Origin of the sequence: Megasphaera sp. UBA4233 (genome assembly GCF_002395615.1) — a bacterium.
GTDB lineage: Bacteria > Bacillota > Negativicutes > Veillonellales > Megasphaeraceae > Megasphaera > Megasphaera hexanoica.
This window is the reverse complement of record NZ_DGXL01000002.1, coordinates 41,776-63,235: the sequence shown is the minus strand read 5'-3', so window position 1 is coordinate 63,235 and position 21,460 is coordinate 41,776. Positions and strand designations below refer to the sequence as shown.

The 21,460-nt window shown below is 52.8% G+C and carries 17 protein-coding genes and 1 other annotated feature; of the genes, 5 read left to right on the top strand and 12 right to left on the bottom strand.

Annotated elements, in window-relative coordinates; genetic code table 11:
* The 5 genes from ilvC to B2U90_RS00400 all read right to left on the bottom strand — a co-directional run.
* On the bottom strand, window positions 1-627 hold a 627-nt coding region (gene ilvC, locus B2U90_RS00420), incomplete at its 3' end, for a ketol-acid reductoisomerase (RefSeq protein WP_292016820.1).
* An 85-nt stretch (window positions 628-712) separates the two neighbouring features.
* Window positions 713-953, bottom strand: a binding site (T-box leader).
* Between the two features lie 160 nt (window positions 954-1,113).
* Window positions 1,114-2,319: a PLP-dependent aminotransferase family protein gene (locus B2U90_RS00415; protein ID WP_059076606.1), complete on the bottom strand. Its 1,206-nt coding sequence runs from the start codon at window positions 2,317-2,319 to the stop codon at window positions 1,114-1,116.
* A gap of 174 nt (window positions 2,320-2,493) precedes the next feature.
* Window positions 2,494-3,963 (bottom strand): alanine/glycine:cation symporter family protein, encoded by a 1,470-nt coding sequence (locus B2U90_RS00410; RefSeq protein ID WP_292016819.1) that lies wholly within the window; start codon window positions 3,961-3,963, stop codon window positions 2,494-2,496.
* 233 nt (window positions 3,964-4,196) lie between these two features.
* On the bottom strand, window positions 4,197-6,152 hold the full coding sequence (locus B2U90_RS00405; protein WP_292016818.1) for an FAD-dependent oxidoreductase: 1,956 nt from the start codon (window positions 6,150-6,152) through the stop codon (window positions 4,197-4,199).
* A 141-nt stretch (window positions 6,153-6,293) separates the two neighbouring features.
* Entirely contained in the window at window positions 6,294-6,878 is a 585-nt protein-coding gene (locus B2U90_RS00400; protein ID WP_292016817.1) for a 5-formyltetrahydrofolate cyclo-ligase, read from the bottom strand.
* A gap of 240 nt (window positions 6,879-7,118) precedes the next feature.
* On the opposite strand from B2U90_RS00400, the gene hcp reads away from it, so the two are divergent.
* A complete protein-coding gene (gene hcp, locus B2U90_RS00395) occupies window positions 7,119-8,690 on the top strand; it encodes a hydroxylamine reductase (RefSeq protein WP_292016816.1) in 1,572 nt (523 codons plus the stop codon).
* A 104-nt stretch (window positions 8,691-8,794) separates the two neighbouring features.
* On the opposite strand, the gene B2U90_RS00390 is transcribed toward hcp, so the two are convergent.
* Window positions 8,795-10,117, bottom strand: coding sequence for an S-layer homology domain-containing protein (locus tag B2U90_RS00390; protein WP_292016822.1), 1,323 nt, complete (start codon window positions 10,115-10,117; stop codon window positions 8,795-8,797).
* A gap of 433 nt (window positions 10,118-10,550) precedes the next feature.
* Here B2U90_RS00390 and B2U90_RS00385 point away from each other — a divergent pair, with 433 nt between their 5' ends.
* Genes B2U90_RS00385 through B2U90_RS12525 form a run of 3 tightly spaced genes read left to right on the top strand, consistent with a single transcriptional unit; the run spans window position 10,551 to window position 11,810 of the window.
* Window positions 10,551-10,751, top strand: coding sequence for a hypothetical protein (locus B2U90_RS00385; protein ID WP_292016815.1), 201 nt, complete (start codon window positions 10,551-10,553; stop codon window positions 10,749-10,751).
* A gap of 55 nt (window positions 10,752-10,806) precedes the next feature.
* Window positions 10,807-11,436 carry a hypothetical protein gene (locus tag B2U90_RS00380; RefSeq protein WP_292016814.1) on the top strand — a complete coding sequence of 210 codons (630 nt, stop codon included), beginning with the start codon at window positions 10,807-10,809 and terminating at the stop codon, window positions 11,434-11,436.
* The gene (locus B2U90_RS12525) at window positions 11,403-11,810 is read left to right on the top strand and encodes a YadA-like family protein (RefSeq protein ID WP_349678588.1); all 408 of its coding nucleotides are present in this window, start codon (window positions 11,403-11,405) and stop codon (window positions 11,808-11,810) included. The genes B2U90_RS00380 and B2U90_RS12525 overlap by 34 nt, the downstream gene beginning before the upstream one ends.
* A 246-nt stretch (window positions 11,811-12,056) precedes the next feature.
* Here the strand turns inward: B2U90_RS12525 and pyk are convergent, their stop codons facing one another.
* From pyk to queC, 4 genes are all read right to left on the bottom strand, one after another.
* Complete coding sequence (gene pyk / locus B2U90_RS00365) at window positions 12,057-13,802, bottom strand: pyruvate kinase (RefSeq protein WP_292016812.1); 1,746 nt, start codon at window positions 13,800-13,802, stop codon at window positions 12,057-12,059.
* Window positions 13,803-13,816: 14 nt separating this feature from the next.
* Entirely contained in the window at window positions 13,817-14,209 is a 393-nt protein-coding gene (gene mgsA / locus B2U90_RS00360; RefSeq protein WP_059076445.1) for a methylglyoxal synthase, read from the bottom strand.
* A gap of 204 nt (window positions 14,210-14,413) precedes the next feature.
* Window positions 14,414-16,405: a M13 family metallopeptidase gene (locus B2U90_RS00355; RefSeq protein WP_292016811.1), complete on the bottom strand. Its 1,992-nt coding sequence runs from the start codon at window positions 16,403-16,405 to the stop codon at window positions 14,414-14,416.
* A 30-nt stretch (window positions 16,406-16,435) separates the two neighbouring features.
* Window positions 16,436-17,125 (bottom strand): 7-cyano-7-deazaguanine synthase QueC, encoded by a 690-nt coding sequence (queC, locus tag B2U90_RS00350; RefSeq protein WP_292016810.1) that lies wholly within the window; start codon window positions 17,123-17,125, stop codon window positions 16,436-16,438.
* Window positions 17,126-17,266: 141 nt separating this feature from the next.
* Here queC and B2U90_RS00345 point away from each other — a divergent pair, with 141 nt between their 5' ends.
* Complete coding sequence (locus B2U90_RS00345; protein ID WP_292016809.1) at window positions 17,267-18,124, top strand: DMT family transporter; 858 nt, start codon at window positions 17,267-17,269, stop codon at window positions 18,122-18,124.
* Window positions 18,125-18,255: 131 nt separating this feature from the next.
* On the opposite strand, the gene B2U90_RS00340 is transcribed toward B2U90_RS00345, so the two are convergent.
* A complete protein-coding gene (locus B2U90_RS00340; protein ID WP_075581658.1) occupies window positions 18,256-20,235 on the bottom strand; it encodes a YjhG/YagF family D-xylonate dehydratase in 1,980 nt (659 codons plus the stop codon).
* Between the two features lie 268 nt (window positions 20,236-20,503).
* Complete coding sequence (locus B2U90_RS00335; RefSeq protein WP_292016808.1) at window positions 20,504-21,442, bottom strand: dihydrodipicolinate synthase family protein; 939 nt, start codon at window positions 21,440-21,442, stop codon at window positions 20,504-20,506.
* Window positions 21,443-21,460: the final 18 nt, after the last annotated feature.

The following is a 21,460-nucleotide window of genomic DNA, read 5'->3' as shown; positions in this document are numbered from 1 at the left end:
GTTGGTGATGAGCTGGCAGATACCGCCGCAGAGTACGGCCTGTTCGCCGAAGAGGTCCGTTTCCGTTTCTTCCTGGAACGTCGTCTGGATGACGCCGGCCCGGGTGCCGCCGATACCGCGGGCATAGGCCAGGGCGATGTCAAAAGCCTGACCGGAAGCGTCCTGTTCGACGGCAAAAACGTCGGGGACGCCGCTGCCTTCAACGAACTGGCGGCGTACGATATGACCGGGGCCTTTGGGGGCTACCATGAAGACATCGACGTCGTCGGGCGGGATGATCTGCTTGAAGTGGATATTGAAGCCGTGGGCAAAGGCCAGGGCACTGCCTGGTCTGAGGTTATCCCGGATTTCGTTTTTATATACGTCGGCCTGTTTTTCATCGGGAATGAGGACCATGGTGATGTCCGCACCGGCGACGGCTTCGGCGACGGTCTGGACGGTAAGACCGGCTTTACGGGCTTTTTCTGCCGATTTGCTCCCTTTATAGAGGCCAATGGTGACATCGATCCCGCTGTCGCGGAGGTTGAGCGCATGGGCGTGGCCCTGGCTGCCGTAGCCGATGATAGCGACTTTCTTTCCTTCCATAGCTTCCCAATTGACATCCTGATCATAAAACACTTTTGCCATTCTACATCTCTCCTTTACCATAAAAAAATAATCTTGTTGGAATGTAGAGCTGCCAAAAGGGTAACAAAAAAACTCCGCCCCTTCTGCAAGGGACGGAGTATAATCCGCGATACCACCCTGATTCCCGGAGCATTGCTGCATCCGGGCTCTCTACAACGTACCAACATACGCGTTTCCTGTAACGGGGAACAGCCGTAGGCGCCTAATCTGATTCAGCACCGCTCTTCGGGGAGGACCTTCGTCTGCCGGCTCATACCGGCTCACACCACCCGCCGGCTCTCTGTCATGGGACCAGACACACTACTTTCTCCCGTCATCAGATTTCCATTATGCATGACTATTTATTCTACTTCGCTATAGTTGCGAGGTATGGGCATATTGTACGCAATAGACAGGCCCCTGTCAAGGGCATTTGGGGTGTTTATTTAAATGTTATATAAGTTAAACGTTAAATCTTACAGCTTGTTGTTTAACTTTTTAATTCTGTTATAATTTCGTCTTGATATAATCGCCCAACCGTTTGATGCCCGTGTAGATTTTATCCGGCGGTACGGCACCGAAACTGATGCGCATGCAGTTCTTGCCGGCATCGCCGCCTTCGACGTAAAAGCCCCGGCCGGCGACGAAGGAAATATGGAGTTTGTCCATCGTTTCTTTTAAGAGTTCCGTCGTATCGATGTCGCCGGGAAGCTCGGCCCAGGTAAAGAGACCGCCATCGGGATACGTATGTTTCGTCCCTTCCGGGAAATACGCATCCAGGGCTTCCATCATGGCTGCGCACCGTTCGCGGTAAATGGCGCAGATTCTTTTCAGGTGATCGGGGAAATAGCCGCGCTTGAAGAATTCCGCAGCCAGGACTTCGGAAATCTTGCTGGAATGGGAATTAGTCGCCACCTTGGCATAGGCGATTTTATCCATGATATCATCGGGCGCTACGACGTAGCCGAGGCGGCTGCCCGGTGAAAAAATTTTGGAAAAGCTGTTGGCCAGGACGACTTTGCCGGCTTCATCAAAGGTCTTGATGGGCAGCAGGTCTTTCCCCTGGAAACGGATGTCCCGGTAGGGATCGTCTTCGATGACGATGACATCGTATTTGGCCGCCAGTTCTGCCAGTTTCTGCCGGCGGTCCTGGGACAGTGTCACACCGGTCGGATTTTGGAAGGTCGGCACGGTATAGATCATCTTGGGATGATATTTCTGGATTTTAGCTTCTACGTCTTCCATGATAAGGCCGTCATTGTCCATCTGGCAGGGAATGCAGACGGCGTTGAAAATCTGGAATATCATGACGCAGTGCACGAACGTCGGCGATTCAACGAGAATGACATCGCCTGGATCGAGGAATATATCGCACAGGAGCTTCATCGTTTCCAACCCGCCGGCAGTGATGAGAATATTATCAGCCGAAGTATGCACGCCCTTCGGTGCCAGAAGCTCACTGGCAATGATTTCCCGCAGGTCGCGGATTCCCATTTTAGTGCCATAGGCCAGTGCTTCGATGCCGCGGCCATCCCGGCGGAACACATCCTGGGAAATCTCCCGCAGCGCATCGACAGGAAGTGCTTCTACAGCAGGCGAACCAATGCTGAATGCAATGCCGTCTGCCGCCGTCATAGGCTGGAATAAGCGGTCCATGACATCACAGGTCGCCACCAGGGCCGGATCAGACCAGCGTTTTGAAAATTGTGTCATATCAAACATCCCCCTTTTCTCTCTTTTACATACATAAGTATACTACACAAACACAAATGACAAAAGAATTTTTATCTGCTCTTTTGCCGGCAGCACAGAAAAAAACTGCAGGCTCTCATAGAGGGCACTACAGTTTTTTTCTGGGAATATGGGGAGATCCAGCAGGGAGAAAGGTTATGAAATTTTGACGCTTTCCCGCAGAGACGATGCATCTTCCGGTTTTTCCATAAGGCCCAGGCGTTCGACCGCATCAGCAGCCGTAGCATCCCAGGACTGGGTGAGCAGACGTTCTTCATAATCCCGTACGAGGAGGACGATTTTATCGCGCATGACGAAGATGATGACCAGATTGCAAAGGACACAGACGCCGAAGAAGAAATCGAAGGTAGCCCATACGGTATTAAGGGCTCCGATGGCACCGACGATGCCGAAAACACTGGCCAGTACATAAAATACCTTGACCGGCGCGCCTTTAAAGCCCAGGGCATTGAGGCAGATACCGCCATAATAGGCATTGACCACGGCCGTTGTAAACCCGAAGAAAGCAATGACCACGGCGATGAACATACCGGCTGCTGCCGCGTTGCCGCCAAAGCCTTCCCCAAAGGCCGCTGCCGTAAGAGCCGCCCCGGTAACGCCGCTGTCCCAGACGCCAGAGGTCATGACGACCATAGCCGTCATAGTACAGACGACGATCGTATCGAAGAATACTTCAAAAACGCCCCACAAACCTTGTTTGACCGGGTGATTGACCGAGGCCGACGAATGGACCAGCGGTGCCGTGCCCGTACCCGCTTCGTTGGAGAAAATGCCCCGTGCCAGGCCCCAGCGGATTCCCAGCATGACCGACGAACCGAGGAAGCCGCCCGATGCGGCCGTACCGGTAAAGGCGTCGTGGAAAATCATGGCAAAGGCTGCCGGGATAGCCGGCGCATTGACGATCATGACGACGACAGAAACGGCGATATAGATAACAGCCATAAAGGGAACGACGGCATTGGCAAAATTGGAGAGGCTCTTCAGACCGCCAACCAGGACCAGCCCCATGAGGACTGCGACGGCAATACCGATATATAAAGGCGAGATACCGAAAGAACCGCTCAGCGACTGGGCAATAGCGTTAGACTGTACAGCCGGTCCGACCATCATGCCCAGGCCCAGAGTAATCGTCCAGATGAGGGACAGCCATTTCCATTTCTTTCCCAGACCATTTTTGACAAACCAGGGAAATCCGCCGTGCCATTCGCCCGTATCGGGGTCTTTTTCCCGGTAAGCCACGGCCAGGGTGACTTCCGAGAATTTGACGATGAGGCCCAGCATGGCGATGAACCACATCCAGAATACCGCACCGGGACCGCCGGTAGCGATAGCGACGGATACGCCGGCAATATTGCCTACGCCCAGGGTAGACGCCAGGGCCGTGCAGGCTGCCTTGAAGGGATTGATATTGCCTTCGCCAGAGCCTTTATCAAAGACTTTACCGAAGGTTTCTTTCATGATGAGCCCGAAATGGCGGAACTGGAAGAACCGGAGCCGGACCGTCATGTAAACCGCAACGAATGATGTCAGTATCAGGATAGGCCAGCCCCAGATGACATCAGCAATGGCCATCATGCCACTTATGATACTCTCGATGATAAACATACATATTCCCCCTTTTACGGTACAAAAAAGGCCTCCTGCAGTTTTACATTGCAGAAGGCCTCATTGCCCGGCATATAAGTTTTCATCCCGCCATCAAAACGATGAATGAGATGGTCATACTATACCATTTATTTTTTATCATGTCAATATCTTTATTGTATATTTTTAATTATTTTTATCGTATTATTTTAAATAATAATATTTTTGTTCTGTTTTACATATTTTATTTCATCTTACATGTTTTCGTTGCGAAGGAGCGTGAACCCGGCCTCATAGCCCTGCTGAACCGCCGTGGCAATCCGTCCCCCGCCGGCCGCATCGCCGATGACGCGTACTGTATCAAACGCTGTCCGGAAGGCATCGACCGTATCCTGCCGCGGTACAAGCCCCATAGACAAAATGACCGTATCGGCCGGAAGGATGACCTGCTCATGATCGCTCAGCCGTTCCAATGTCACCGTATGTTCCTGGACAGAACGGATGCTGTGACCCGTGTAAATATCCGGATGATACGGCATAATTCGGCTCATTTCATCATTCAGGACGGCCGGGAAAATAGCGCCGCCGATGACAGGCATCATTTCAACCAGACTGACCGGATGGTGGTCCTTCAAAAGCACGGCGGCCGTTTCCAGTCCCGTAAGGCCCGATCCGATAATGACAGACCGGCCCTGTACGGCAGCTTTTCCCTGTAATACGGCTTCTGCCGTGACGACATGGGGAAGGTCGAATCCCGGCAGGGGCAGGATCCGCGGTCTGGCCCCGCAGGAGACGACGACGGCTGCCGGATGGAAGGAGGCCGTTTCCTCCACCGTTCCCGCAGCCCGGCAGCGGATGTCTACGTTCAGGCACTGCAGCTGGCACGTCATGGTATGCACCAGTCTGGTAATCTGTTCTTTTAGCGGTGGTTTGTCGGCAACGTTAAGCATGCCGCCCAGAGACGCTTCCCGTTCCAACAGGACTACGTGGAATTGACGCAGAGCCAGCACGCGGGCGGCTTCCATCCCGGCCGGGCCGCCGCCTATGACGACGACGGTCCTTCCATCGCCATTTTTCTGCAGATCGTCAAATTCGATTTCCCGGGCCGTACGGGCATTGATGGCACAGCGGATAGGCATGCCATTTCCCAAGACCCGTTCCCGGCAATAGAGACAGCCGATACACTGCCGGATTTCATCACTGCGGCCTGTGCGGGCCTTTTCGACAAAATACGGATCGGCCAGCTGGGACCGGCCCAGTCCGACAAAATCACAAACGCCTTCTTCGAGGAGTTCTTCGGCAAATTCTGGGTTTTTAATAGTATTCGTCGCGATGACCGGGATGTGGAGCGCTTCTTTATATGCCTTTGCCACATGCTTTTTCCAGCCCGGACGGTACGAATAGGGTTCACAATTGGCATCGGCATTGCGGGCACTGCCATTACTGATATTGATGGCATCGATACCGCAAGATTCCAGATAGCGGGCAATTTCCAGCCCGTCTTCCAGTGTGAGGAACCCTTCTACGGGCGTCATTTCATCGCCACACATGCGCACCATAATGGGAAAGCGGCCCAGTTTCTGCCGGATGCCCTGGATGATTTCGCTGATGAACCGACAGCGGTTTTCCACCGTACCACCGTATTCGTCGTGGCGGCGGTTATAGTACTTGCTGAAAAACTGGGCGATGAGGTAGCCGTGTGCCCCGTGGAGTTCGACCGCATCGTAGCCTGCTTTTTTGCAGCGCACTGCCGCATCAATGAATTTCTGCTGGATCCGGTGGATATCATCTTTGGTCATCTCCTGCGGTACGGGTTTCCCCGGCGCAATCGGTACGGCACTGGGAGCCAGATTGGGCCGGCCCGTCAGTGCCGGATTGGACGTAGCACCAGCGTGATGGAGCTGGGCTGCGATTTTACAGTCATACATATGGACGGCATCGGTCAGTTTTTCCATTTCCGGGACATGATACTCCCGGGCTATTCTCAGGTTATGAATCGATGGGATACTGTCTATATCATCGACCCCCGTATACTCTTCGATGATCATCCCCACGCCGCCTTTGGCCCGTTCCTGATAATAGCGGATCTGCCGGTCGGTGACGACGCCATGGCGGTCAGCCAGATCGGTTGCCATGGGGACCATGACGGCCCGGTTTTTGAGACGCAGTGGACCAATGGTTCCCGGTGACAGCAATACTTGATAGTTCATAGGAAATCCCTCCCCGTGTAGTCAGATGTTTTTTCACCAGCACCAACGTGTACTGATACCTATACTATATCATCAATAGTTCATTTTTGCTAATAATAATTATCTTATATTAGCTATAATGGAAAACTAGTACAAACGGCATCATTCCTGCCGGGAAATCCGGATAACACCTTTTTCTGAAATGACCAAGTCCATCCGTTCATCGTGATCCTCCATGGGAATCTGACCGGTCATTACCTGATGACGGCATAAGACAGCCCGGGCGAAAGGGCTGTCATGAAGATAGATATCATAGAAACCTCCGCCATAGCCCAGACGCTGGCCTTTTTCATTGCACGTGCAGCAGGGGATAAGGCCCAGGTCGATTGTATGGGCGGCCATGACAGGACAGGTCGTATCCGGTGCCAGTATGCCATAGCGCCCGGGCTTCAGGTCGGACAGAGAGCGGATCTGCCGGACTTCCATCTTTCCCAAGGAAATACAATAGGGTACGCCGACTTCTTTTCCGTCGGAGAGCATCTGCGCAATCAGCGGCAGTGTCTGGATTTCTGATGGCGTACCGGCATAACAGAAAATGCGCCGGGCCTGTCCGTATTCCGGCAGAGACAGTACATACTGGCGGATAGCGGCATCAGATTTCTGGCAATAGTCTTTTGGTAGTTGTGCCACCCGTTCTTTTACCTGCCGTCTGAGAGCCTTTTTTTCTTCACTCACGGTTCTTGTCATGATGGGTTCCTCCTGTGCATTCTATATTCTATATAATATAGGATATCATATTTTTTCCGGAATACCGGCCAATCATTCCACATGTTCCCGCAGTTTTAGTATAAAAAATATTTTTTTCCCGTTCCGTTGCATATACAACGACATTTTTTTGTTTTTTCACTTATACTATAAGAGCAGTCAGGAACTGCCGCAATCAAGATTTTAATTTAGTATTGTATTTGAATAGATACTCAGGAGGTAATGATGATGGAAAATCAGATGTTTTGCTTTCAATGTGAACAAACGGCGCGGGGTACGGGATGTACCGGTTGTGCTGGTGTCTGTGGTAAATCCGCTGCCGAAGCGGGTCTGCAGGATGCTTTGACGGGCGCTCTCGTCGGTCTGGCACGTACCTGTCAGACTGCCGCTCCTACAGCCAAGACGTACCGTGCCATTCTCGAAGGCATGTTCACGACGATCACTAACGTCAACTTCAACACGACGACGACCCAGGCCATGATTGATAAAATCCATGCGGAAGCCGCTGCCCTTTCGTCTACTCCCGCAGCTGACTACGACATGAACCAGATGTGGAACGCCGATGAAGATATCCGTTCCCTCAAATCCCTCATCCTGTTCGGCATGCGCGGCATGGCTGCTTATGCTTACCACGCTCTCATGCTCGGCAAATCGAGTGAAGAAGTCGATTCCTTCTTCGTCAAAGGCTTGTCGGCCATCGGCGAAGACTGGGGCATGGACGAACTCCTTCCGATTGTCATGGAAACAGGTAAAGTCAACCTGACCTGCATGGCCCTCCTCGACGAAGCCAACACGACGACTTATGGCACACCGGTTCCGACAACGGTTCCCCTGACCGTAGAAAAAGGCCCGTTCATCGTCGTCACCGGCCACGACCTGAAAGACCTGGAACTCCTCCTCAAGCAGACCGAAGGTAAGGGCATCAATATTTACACTCACGGTGAAATGCTCCCGGCCCATGCATATCCGGAACTAAAAAAATACAAACACCTCAAAGGCAACTTCGGTACGGCCTGGCAGAATCAGCAGAAAGAATTCGACGGCGTTCCCGGCGCATTCCTGTTCACGACAAACTGCCTCATGCCACCCCGCAAATCCTACATCGACCGCGTCTTCACGACAGAAGTCGTTTCCTTTGACGGCGTAACTCACATCGGCGAAGACAAAGACTTCACGCCGGTCATCGAAAAAGCTCTGGCACTCGGCGGCTACAGCGAAGACCAGCACTTCACCGGCATCAACGGCGGCAGCACCGTAACGACAGGCTTCGGCCATGGTACGGTCCTCTCCGTTGCTGACAAAGTCATCGACGCTGTCAAAGCTGGCGCTATCAAACACTTCTTCCTCGTCGGCGGCTGCGACGGTGCCCGCCCCGGCCGTAACTACTACACGGAATTCGTCAAACAGACCCCGGCTGATACGGTCGTCCTCACCCTGGCCTGCGGCAAATACCGCTTCAATGACCTCGACCTCGGCACCATCGGCGGCTTGCCGCGCATCATGGATATGGGCCAGTGCAATGACGCTTACAGCGCTATCCAGGTAGCTGTCGCTTTGGCAAAAGCCTTCGATTGCGGCGTCAATGACCTGCCTTTGTCCATGGTCCTCTCCTGGTACGAACAGAAAGCCGTCTGCATCCTTCTGACGCTTCTCTCCCTGGGCATCAAGAACATCTACCTCGGACCGACACTGCCGGCATTCGTCTCCAAGAATGTCCTCAACTACCTCGTAGAAAATTTCCAGATTTCTCCGACCAGCACGCCGGAAGAAGATCTGAAGAAAATCTTAGGATAATCTCCCCTACCCGAAACAATCCACCTCTCCTATATACGAAAAGGACTGCCCCCCCAGGCAGTCCTTTTTGTGTTTGAAGTTTGAAGTGTATCGCCGGCGTGGCATCAGAAGGCAAATACAAATTCCGCCCGTGTCTGTTCTTCCGGATCGGCTGCGTTCTTCTTGTTGTCTTTCCACTTGGAAGCGAAGGTCTGATATACGTTGAACTGGGCATTTTTGGCTACGACGTAGCTGCCGCCGACACCCCACGATTCGATGTTTCCCAAAGCTTTTTTATCAAAGCGCCAGCTGTTCGTCGAACCGCCGAGGTAAGCGCCATCTTCGACATTGAGGTATTCCACCCAGGCACTCCATGTACCCGGCTGGGATTTGATGGCTTTGCCATAGGTCAGCTGGGCAATCCAGAGGTTGCCATTGTCGTCATTATTGATGGTCTTGTATCCGTTTGTCAGGTTGACCTTTTCATAGTTGACGAGGAGATTCCATTTGCTTCCGAAATTGTAGGATACGTAAGCGCCCCAGAGGTCATCGCCCATGAAGGAATCACCTCTATTTTTACCACCGGCACGGCTAAAGGCGTTGTAGTATACGCCGACTTTGGAACCATTGCCGAAGAAGCCTTCGATTTCGCCATAGCCGGTCTTTACGCCATCGATTCCCTTATCATCATCACCAGCAAAGGTCTTATCCGAGCCGTTGATTTTAAATTTACCATAGCCGGCAGTGACGGCAAAATTGTCGTTCTTGTATTGTAACTGAGCACGGTCGAAGACATCGCCGTAGTTGAGGCCATAAGCATTACCCATGACATATTTATCCGTACGGCCGGCGTTGATTTTGAAATTCCCCAATTTCGTTTCTACTTCTGCCCGGTCGGTATAAACGTCACCATTGTCACTGCTGGCCGTTTCATTATCCGAGAAAGCAATGGAGTCCGTGCTGAGGCCGTATTTGACCGTCGTTTTGTCATTGACTTTGGCCGTTGCGCGGAGTCGTACACGATAATCCCAGGAATCATCGTTTTCCTTATTGCCCTGCTGATAACGGTAACGGACACGGGCATCACCAGTCAGTTTAACGTTGCCCACTTTCTTTTCCAAATTGGAAACGCGGACGCCGAGGCTGTTGAGTTCATCGGCATATTCGTCAGCCAGTTTATTGATGAGGGCACGCTGTTCGACCGAGGCTTTGTCCATGTGAGCCATAGCCTTGGCAGTCATTTCGGCTGCTTCGTACCGGGTAATATTGCGTTCCCCCTGGAAATACGAGCCATCGACACCCTGGATAACGCCGGCATCGGCCAGTTCGACGACCGACTTATAAGCCCAACTATCAGTCGGTACATCGACAAAGGGATTGGCGGCAAAGGCGCTGGCTGCGCCCAGTGTTAGAACGGCTGCAAAGGCAGCGGCAATTTTAGATTTCATCATGATAGATTCCTCTCTTTCCCAAAAACAACAGGCAGGATCATTGCCCGGGAGAGGCACGCATGACTCAGGCGAGTTTTCCTCGTTTCCTCTCTGAATCTACATTTCGCGCTCTCACAGCAGTCCCGCGCAGACGGATATCCGCCTGCACCGCTAGTATAGAGGAAATGTTTTCTCCTTGTCAAAATACCTATAATCCGCATAAATACGCCACTTATCGAGTCTTTTTACAGAGTGCTTACCCATATTTTTCTCTTTCCATCCCAAACTTTTACACGGCCTTCGCCCTACTGCTTTTGTATCGTATTAAAAGACAAATTACATTTTACTGTTTTATTACCCGTGCGTAACGGTTTGTTTACAGCCCAGAGGTAAGGTTATGACAGAAATCAATTTTGGTAACTGTCGTTACCTTACAGGAGGCATGTTCAACATGAAAATACATCATCCACGAACCTGGAAAAACCACGCAGCCGTACTCATGGCTGTCACCGCACTCTGTACAGCTGCCGCACCATTCACGGCCCTGGCCGCCGGTCCTGTCACAGCTAGTGAAGTCAATATTTCCATAAAAGGCGGCACACGGGGTCTTACCGAATCGGGCATCACGCCGCGGTGCCGATGGCTGGAGTGAAGGAGCGGCTGGCGATACGAATTCCGTCGCTATGGGCGGTGGGCAGGTCGGTTCCATGAGTACGCCAGCTTCCGTACGGGGCCAGAACAGCGTTGCTGTCGGTGCCGGGGCTTCTGTCGATGTCTCGACCAGCCAGAACGATTTCAATTCTGCCAATGCAACGGCTATTGGCGCTGGATCCAGTGTCTCGGCCATGCAGGGCACGGCCGTCGGCTATGGCAGCAAAGTAACAGGGGCCCAGGGGACGGCTATGGGTGAACAGAGTTCTGCCGAAGCTGAAGGTGCTGCTGCATTCGGCGAAGGCAGTCACGCTAAAGCTACTAAGTCAACGGCCATCGGTACAGGAGCAAACGTCGGTGATGGGGCTAATAACTCCGTTGCCATCGGTGCTGGCAGTACCGTATATAACTCTGATTTGAAATCTACGGACAAGAACGGCGTCGTATCCCTCGGCACCGGCAATGCCGAACGACGCATCATCCACGTTGCCGACGGCGTAAACGATAGCGATGCCGCTACAGTCGGCCAGCTTGCCAAAGCCACAGAAAAGAGCAATGCAGCCGTAACCGCCAATGCGAAAAAAATTGGCTCGGCGAACCTTTCCAATGGTTCGGCTGACCTCACGGAAGGTATCAATCTAATACGGCATCAATCCAGCAGAACAGCAACGCCATTACGTCACTGAATACGCACGTACGCAGCCTCGGTCAGGAAATCGACAGTGTCGGCGCCTTATCTGCCGCTCTGGCCGGTCTTCATCCCATCGATTACGATGGCAGCGGTTCCCGTTTCCAGATCAGCGCTGCGGCTGGTACCTATGATGGCAAGCAGGCTGTCGCTCTCGGTGGTTTCTATCATGTAAACCGCGATGTCATGTTCTCTCTCGGTGCCTCCAGCACCTTCGGCAATGACCGCAAGGCCGCCGGCAATTTCGGCGTTACCTTCCGCGTCGGCCCCGGTGCTTCCCAATCTCCATCCCAGACTTCCAGCGACGTAGAAGAACTCAGGGCCGAAGTCGAAGCCCTGAAAGCAGAAATCCAGGCTCTCAAAGCCCGATAATCCCTGCGGCAGACAAACCGGCTTTTTACCGAATTCCTCTGTTATGACACATCGGAGCTATTCGCTGTACTGAATATATCCTGACCGGTCTGCCACGCAGATTGTATACAAAAAGGGACTGCCCCAGCAGGATCAAAAAGATTCTGTTACGGCAGTCCCTTTAAAATGCCCATCTTAAAACAGAGGATATTCCATTACGCATTTGAGGCGTAATGGAATATCCTCTGTCTGTATTATCAGTTCACATTACCGGGCATTGGCTTTGCCACGGAAAATCGTACCGCGGCTGGCATCGACGGTCACGACTTCTCCATTTTCCAGGACATCGGCGGCATGTTCTGCCCCGACGATAGTCGGAATGCCGAAGGTGATGGCTACGATAGCCGATTCACTCGTAAGGCCCGCTTCTTCCGATACGATAGCGCTGGCCCGTTTCATATAGTCTACATATTCCGCACTGGCCGAACGCATGACCAGGATGGCGCCGTCGGTGAAATGAGCCTTCAGATCATCGAGACTCCCGGCTACGCATACGGGGCCTATAGCCGAATTGCGGCCGATGCCGGTACCGCGGAGAAGGACATCTCCTACGACCTGCACGCGCACCATGTTGGTCGATCCGGCTTTGGCCACGGGAACACCTGCTGTGAGGACGACGAGATCGCCGGCATTGATGAGGCCGGCATCAAGAGCGGCGTAAATGGCATTATCGACGACTTCATCGGTCGTATTGCTTTCTTTCCCCAGGATAGCCTGGACACCCCAGTTCATCTGCAGGCGGCGGACAATATTTTCATGCGGGGAGACGGCAATAATTGGGCATGCCGGACGGTACTTGGCTACCATCTGGGCCGTGCCGCCCCGTTCGGTCGAGGCGATGATGGCCGCCGCATGGAGGTCTTCGGCGATTTTGACCGTCGCCTTGCCGATGGATTCGGTCGTCGTCGCCGGGGCCTTATTTCCTTCCTGATGAGCCTGCGGCGGGAACTGGCTTTCCGTGAAGACTGCCACCCGGGCCATAGTCTGGACAGCTTCTACGGGATACAGGCCGCCTGCCGTTTCACCGCTGAGCATGACTGCATCGGTCCCGTCGAGGATGGCATTGGCTACGTCACTCGTTTCGGCCCGGGTCGGACGGGGATTGTTGCACATGGATTCCAACATCTGCGTTGCCGTAATGACCGGTTTGCCGGCCGCCTGGCATTTGCGGATCAGGAGTTTCTGCAGCGTCGGCACTTCTTCCGCCGGTACTTCCACACCCAGATCGCCGCGGGCTACCATGATGCCATCGCTCATGCTGATGATTTCATCGATATTGTTGACCGCAGCCTTGCATTCGATTTTGGAAATAATCTTCATATGGCTGTCGTGATTTTCCAGAATCTTACGAATGGTCAGCACGTCTTTGCCACGCTGGATGAAAGAAGCGGCAATCCAGTCCATATTCATGTGGATGCCAAATTCGATATCGGCTGCATCACTTTCCGATACGGCCGGCAGATTGATGGGAATCCCCGGTACGGCAACGCGCTTGCGGTCACTCATCTTGCCGCTGTTGAGGATTTTCGTGTGGATGTCTTCGCCTTCAATGGACGTGACTTCCAGATTGACCAGGCCGTCCGACAGGAGGATATGGTCACCGGGTTTGACATCCTGGGGCAATTCTTTATAGTTCATAGAGGCGATAGTTTCATCACCTTCTACGTCACGGGCCGTCAGGGTAAAGTCATGACCGGCTTCCATCATGATAGAGCCATTTTTAAACTTGCCCAGACGGATTTCCGGACCTTTTGTATCGAGCAGAAGGGCAATGGGCGTGCCTAATTTCCGGGAAACGGCACGGACCATTTCAATGCGTTTTTTATGTTCTTCATGGCTGCCATGAGAGAAATTGAACCGGGCTACATTCATGCCAGCACGGACCATGCCTTCCAGGATGTCCGGCGTATTTGAACTGGGACCCAGGGTACATACGATTTTTGTTCGTTTCATCAGTTATGCTCCTTTTACAGGTTAAACAAATCAGGCTTTTCATCCAGTGCCGAAAGCAGGATACGGGCACTGGTCACATTGGTAGCAACAGGCACAGAATGGACATCGCAGAGGCGCAGGAACGCCGACACATCCGGTTCATGAGGCTGGGCTGTCAAGGGATCGCGCAGAAAGACGACGCCAAGTACTTCATCGGAAGCGATCATGCCGCCGATCTGCTGGTCGCCGCCCATCGGGCCGGGCTGCATCTGTTTCACTGTAAGTCCCGTTTCGTTTTCAATGCGCCGTCCCGTTTCACCGGTTCCTACGAGGGGATACCGGGATAATACGTTTTTAAACTGTGTTGCCAGTTTGACAATGGCATCTTTCTTGGCATCATGAGCGATGAGTGCAATGTAGGTTCGCATAAAATACCTCCTTGTATAAACTCCATACTGTGTCTGCGTAAGTGCTGTTGCATTTTTGTTCCCAGTGGTACAAAATTTGTCCCACTTGGGGAACATACCATAAAATCCATGGCATGCTCTTCTCCTGTGATTGTATCGTATCACCTGCGATAATGCAAGGGAAAACGATGTCTTTCCCCTGCATTATCTATGTGGACAGGTATTTTACCAAAGTTTTACCCGGTCTTTTTCGGCAATATACATGCCGTCTCCGTCAGTAATGCCATAGGCACCGTAAAACCCGTCCGTAGACGACAGGGCACCATTGACCCGGGCCCGCCCTTCCGGATGGGGATCGAGCATAAGCAGCTGATGGAGAAGCTGATCTGTATACTTGGAGGCGAAAATAGACGCGAAATTACGATACAGGTCCTGGAGGACCGTCTTGTCGCCTGCGGCAATTTCCGTCGCGGCTGAAAGGCCGCCGCAATCGGCGATGGCCTCATTCATGACGAGCTTGCCGTTTTCATACTGCCCCGGTGCCAGCTCATAGCGGCTGTAATAAGGGGCAAAGGCGGCAGCCCGCTCCTGGAAGGCGTCATAGTCGGCTTTCGTCCACCAATCACGGACATTCCCGTCTTTATCGGTATGACTGCCATTTGGGTCAAAAGCATGGGATATTTCATGGCCGATGACGACGCCAATACCTCCCAGATTCGCCCCCCGCGAAGCACGGTCATCGTAGAATGGGGGCTGGAGGATCCCTGCGGGGATGGTGATGCTGTTATTGTCAGAAATATACGCTGCATTGACATCCTGCGGATCGAAGGCGTACCACTTATCGGGGTTGAAATCCGTACCTATCAGTTTCTCTTCCTCCCGGGCAGCCCAGGCATTGCTGGCCAGGATATTGCTGAGCAGGTCGCCTCCTTCAGATTCGGGGATGACGACGTGCATATCTTCAATGGTCGGTTTGTCATCGGCTGCCGGACCTCCGACGAAGACGCGCAGGGCATCGAGCTTTTCTATGGCCTGTGCTCTCGTACGGGGACTCATCCAGGTATTGGCTGCCAGACGGGAGCGATAGACCTTCCGCACTTCATCGATTATGGCCCGCACGTCCTGCACCATATGAGGGGTGCAGCGTTTTTTCAGGTAAATCTGTCCTAATTCGTAGGGCAGCATGTCCTGCAGCAGATAGGAAGCACGTTCCCGTTCCGTCCGGTTCTGTTTGATGCCATAGCGCTGGTTATAATAGGCTTTCGTTATGTCGCGCAGGGGGATGTCGGCAAAAGGCGCCAGCATGTCGTAAGTGCGGGCAATGAAATAATTCCGCATCAGTTCCAGGTTCTCTTCTGTATAGGCTGCATCAATCTGACAGAGATAATCCGGATTGGAGAGGAAAAAGACTTTTTCCCGGGAAAGGCCCCAGTCTTTCAGCAGGCGTTTCCCATCCAGGTGAGGCGTCATTTCCAGGAATTCCTTGCGCGTTACCATCTGGTTCATCACCATAATATCATTTTTTTCCTCGCTGGTCAGCATATGCGGTGCCAGGGACTTTTCATAGGCCAGGATAGCTTCTGCCATCGTATCGGCTTTGTCTTTGGCCGTCCCATCTTCCTGGAGCAACCGGGATATATATTCCGTATGACGTTTCCATGCACCCGGCTGGGGCTCCTTTTCCAGGTCGTAGCGCGACAGGAAAGGATTATGGGGTTCAAAGCGGGCCACATAGCGCCGGCTGTCGGGCAGGCGTTGTTCGTCCATGCTCATGAGCACATTGATGCCATATTTCTGATGGAGTTCTCCTACTGCCTCCGTCAGTTCCTGTGGTGTCTTAGCCGCCTTGATGGGCGCCAGTACGTCCTGAATATGCTTCCGGGCAGTGGCATTGCGCGTTTCCTGGTCGGTAATGCACTGGTACAGGTCGGCGATTTTCTGTTCCGGCGTACCCTTGGCATAGGTTCCCTGATGGCTGGCAATGTCTTCTATTTCCTTAGTCAGGAATTCCTTATTTTCCAGATTCCGTTCGTGGAACCAGGACCACGAGGCTTCCGTCGGCTTGATCTGTTTTTCTCTCAGCGTCTTTTCATTGACCGCCTGATAAAAATCGTCTTTTTCACTGGCTGCCAGGACAACCGCCGGGGAAGAAAAGATTCCCAGTACGGCCGTCAGGGCCAGAGCGGCGCATAAGGCGGCTGTTTTCTTTGCTATCACGTCGCACGTCTCCTTTCGTCGTATGCCGGATTATTTCTTCAGTGCCGGGTCGGGTACACCATTGGCCGCAAAGGCAGCCGCCCGGTCACGGCAGGTCCCGCAGACGCCGCAGGGCGTATCTCCCCCTTCATAGCAGCTCCAGGTCAGTTCGTAGGGAGCTCCGAGGCGCAGTCCTTCTTTGACGACGCCGGCCTTATTCCACGCAAGGAGCGGCGCTTCCAGATGGCAGGTGTGGCCGGACCCTTCATAAATTGCCGTATTCATGGCCTGTTCAAATTCCGGCGTGCAGTCCGGATAGGCCCGGCCGGCAGCATCGTCGGCATGGGCGCCGTAGTAGATGACTTCGGCATGAACACTGACCGCAACGGCGGCGGCAAAGGAAAGGAACAGGCCGTTGCGGAAGGGGACGTATGTTTCTACCGTACCTTCCCCGCCAGCCTGGGCCAGCTGTTCGGCATAGGACATATGGGCAATCTCCTTATCGTTATTGCGTTCCAGGAGCGGGCAGTCACTGTGCACGAAAGCCTGGGCCAGATTGATTTCTTCCTGCTGTACGCCATAATAGGCTGCCACTTTGCGGGCCGCCTGTAGTTCCTTTTCATGGCGCTGTCCATAATACGCCGTCAGGGCCAGTACATTTTCTTTTTTATATTTTTCTACGGCCATAGCCAGACACGTCGTCGAGTCTACGCCGCCACTGAGTAATACGACACATTTCATTTATATCATCCTCCTCTTCGGACTAACATATATATTATACTACATTATGGTACGCCGCTAAAACGGTATGAAAGGATTTTCTTACAGCCCCTGTCCCGTTCGTGTTATAATGAATGCATCCTAACAAAGGAGCCGGTACGTATGATTAAAGCATTGATTCTCCTATATATGATCTGGGGCTACAACTGGGTCGTCATGAAAGTATCGACGGCCTATTTCCCGCCCGTCCTGTTCGTTGCCTGCCGGGCCCTGATGGCAGCCGCCGTGCTGCTTCTGGTCTGCGCGTTCCGCCACACGTTCTGGCCGGAGCGAAAATACTGGCCCTGGATATTTCTCACGGGAGTTTCCCAGATTGTCCTGAATAATGCGGCTATGCAGATTGGCATCGTCACTCTTTCGGCGGGGCTCGTAGCCGTACTCAATTACACCATGCCCGTATTCATGGCCATCCTGGCCCATTTCTTTCTGAATGAACGCCTGACGAAGCGCAAATGCTTTGGCATTTTCCTCTCCATAGCCGGGCTCTGCCTGCTCATGAATATCCATTTCGACAATCACATCGGCGCCATGCTCATCGTCCTCGGCGGTGCTCTGGGATGGGCTGTATCGGGCGTTATCCTCAAGCTGAAACTCGGCGGCTGCGATATGATAACCTGCACGGCCTGGCAGATGGCCCTGGGCGGCATAGTACTCGCCTTCTGGGCAACCGGGAGCGGTCAGACCACCGTCATCTGGAACCTGACCAGTGTATCGGCACTCTTATATAACGTACTTCTGGCCGGTGCCGCCGGATTCTTCCTCTGGAACTACATCCTGCAGCATATGGAAGCGTCCAAAGCCGGCACGGCCATCCTCGTCGTCCCGGCTATCGGTGTACTGAGCGGCATCCTCTTCCTGGGAGAAATGCTCACCTGGAACATCGCCCTGGGCATGATTCTCATCCTCGCCGGCGTCGTCATCATCGTCAGGAAGCACAGCAGCCACATCCTGCACCGATAGGGCCTGTTGTCATAAGCCGGTGTCGTAAAAGCGGCAGTCAGCCGGCATCCACGGTACGAAAAAGGCGCTGCATGCTAGCGGAAATGCTTCATGCAGCGCCTTTTCTTTATACGTCAGGCTGTGCCTGTGGCTTATTTATTTTTCTTGGCCAGTGCTTCTTTACCGGCTTTCAGTGTTTCAATGATCTTATCGACATCGTAGACAGTACCTTTCCATGTGCCGCCGCTGACATCCTGCAGGGCTGCCCAGAGACGGGTATCATCAGGCAGATCGTCGTCTTCGTGGATGGCCGGGTTCGTTTCCCGTTCAGCCAGTACTTTGGCGCCTTCTTCATAGGTCAGCTTGTGGTCTTTCGTGCCGATGAAGTTCAGGCTGCCTTTGAGGTTTACCGTATCGACGATGATTTCTACGACATCACCGTCACGGAGTTTGCCGATAGGACCACCAGCCAGTGCTTCCGGACCTACGTGGCCGAAGCATGCACCTGTCGATACGCCGGAGAAACGAGCATCGGTGATGAGGGCTACGTGTTTGCCGAAGGACAGGTGTTTCAGTGCGGAAGTCAGCTGATATGTTTCTTCCATGCCGGTACCCATCGGGCCGCCAGCCATGACTACCATGATGTCGCCAGCTTCTACGCCGCCGTTCTTAAGAGCTGTAATGGCAGCTTTTTCAGACGGATAGCATTTGACCGGAGCGGTATGACGGTATACGTGATCGTCGTCGATGACGGACGGATCGATAGCTGTCGATTTGACGACCGAGCCTTCGGGAGCGATATTGCCGGTCGGGAAGGTAATGGTCGAACCGATACCTTTGGCTTTTGCCTGTTCCGGGCTGAAGATAACGTCGTCAACGTTGAGGTTATCCAGTTCTTTCAGGCGCTTCTGGCAGGATACACGGCGCTGGGACTGTTCCCACCAGTCGAGGTTTTCACCGAGGGTGCTGCCCGTAACGGTCATGACATCTTCGTGGAGCAGGCCCATCTTGCGCAGGTGGAGCATGACTTCCGGAACGCCGCCGGCCATGAATACGTCAACGGTCGGATAGTTGATCGGACCCATAGGCAGAACGCTGACCAGACGGGGAACTTCTTTGTTGATCCGTGCCCAGTCATGAACGGTCGGTACGTGGCAGCCAGCCATGAAGGCGATAGCCGGGAGATGGAGCAGGAGGTTGGTCGAACCGCCGAAAGCAGCATGGATGACCATGGCGTTTTCGATGGCTTTATCGGTAATGATATCTTTCGTCGTAATGCCGGCTTTATAAAGATCCATAGCGGCAACGGCCGATTTTTTCGCCATGTCGTACCAGATGGGTTCACCCGACGGGGACAGGGCAGCGTGAGGCAGGCAGAAACCAAGGCCTTCGGCTACGACCTGGCTCGTGCCGGCTGTACCGAGGAACTGACAGCCGCCGCCACCACTGGCACAGGCGATGCAGCCCAGACGGCAGGCACGGTCGAAGGACAGTTCTTTATTGGCATAGCGTACGCTGATAGTCTGTACGGTGCCGAGGTCTTCCCCGTCATTTGGCATAAGGGTAGCGCCGCCGGGGATCAGGATCGTCGGCAGGTCATGCATGTTGGCCAGGGCCATCATCATGGCCGGCAGGCCTTTATCGCAGGAAGCGACACCGATGACGGCTTTGCGGGTCGGGAGGGACCGGATGAGGCGGCGCATGACCATAGAAGCGTCATTACGGTACGGCAGGGAATCGAACATGCCCGTCGTGCCCTGTGTACGGCCATCGCAGGGGTCGGTGACAAAGGCAGCCGTCGGTACATAGCCCATATCTTTTAATGTATCAGCCGCTTCTTTTAAGAGGCCGTCCAGTTCGAAGTGACCGGGATGGAGACCGACGGCAACGGTCGTGCCATCGTCTTTTTTGAGACCGCCATAGGTGCTGATCATCATAACATCGCCATTGGCCAGTGTCTTGGGGTCCCAGCCCATGCCGGCATCAATGGTCATGCCAAAAATATTGCCGCTCGGGGAATTACGCAGTGTTTCCGGAGTCAAAGGCAATACGCCATCTGGTCCATCTGCATGTGTGCGCGAACGGAGAATTAAGTCTGATGCATCGTTAGCATATAATTCTTTTACTGACATTCTAATCTCTCCTTTTCTTACAAAACATCCACTAGATAATTCTTTAAATATGAAAATCAACCTGGAACTGTAGTATACCAGTTTGGATTGACAAAAGCCAAACTAAAACCTGGTGAATGTACGTTCATAGTAACGTAAAAATCCGCCTCTGTCAATGAATCAGAGCTTGCAATTATAGGTGTATTCCGCTTTAATTATGCATATTTTGCATAAAAAAGCCGTCTGATTCATTGCTGCTATGAATCAGACGGCAGGAGCGTACCTTATATTATTTTGTTTCTTTCTTGACAGCCTGTTTGTTGTTGCGTTTCATGAGGTTTTCCAGATCAATGCCATCGATGAAGGCCTGGAGTTTTTTCACCGTCGGCGGTCTCTTGGAGAAATGCATGCAGTATTCGCTGACGGGAACCCCCTGGAGGTTGAGAGCTTTCTTGGCAACCTGCGGGAACGGCGTCTTGGACGAATAGATGTACATCAGTCCATTGACTTTTTCCTGACAGTCAAACATGTATTCCCAGTTCTTTTCATTAATGGCCCGGCACCATTCGGAGCAGAGTTTCGGAGCAAAGTTGGACAGGCCGCCGATACAGCCGTTGCCGCCGCTGAGCATGATGTGGACGAGGTTTTCATCATAGCCGGAGTAAACGATGAAGTCAGGGAATTCATCTTTCGTGACTTCAATCAGTTTACGCGTATGGGAAAAGAGTTCAATCGTATCTTTATAGCCGACGAGGTTTTTATGTTTGCGGAGCAGATTGAGAGTAATTTCCGGTGTCACGTCATCGCCCGTTGCGCCGGGATAGTTGTAAATGAAGACCTTGCCCCGGACCTGGGGAAGAACTGTATCATAATAGGCTTCAATATCTTCTGCGCTGAGCGGGAAATAATAGGGGCAGACAATCATGACGGCGTCAGCGCCGGCATCGCAGGCATAGTTGGAAAGTTCTACCGTATCGCGGACGCTCATGCAGCCCGTACCGATCATGCATTTTACTTTCCCTTTGATATAGGGCACGGCAATGTCGATAAGGCGTTTCTTCTGTTCCATAGACATGGCAAAAAATTCACCCGTGCTGCCCATAACGACGATGCCGTCTACACCGCCTTTGATGAGGAAATCATAGACCATTTCATTGCCTTTCTGGTCTATGTTGCCCACGCGGTCAAAAATAGTGACGACAGGCGTTAAATATTCTGCTTTTTTCATGTATATCCCAATCCCTTC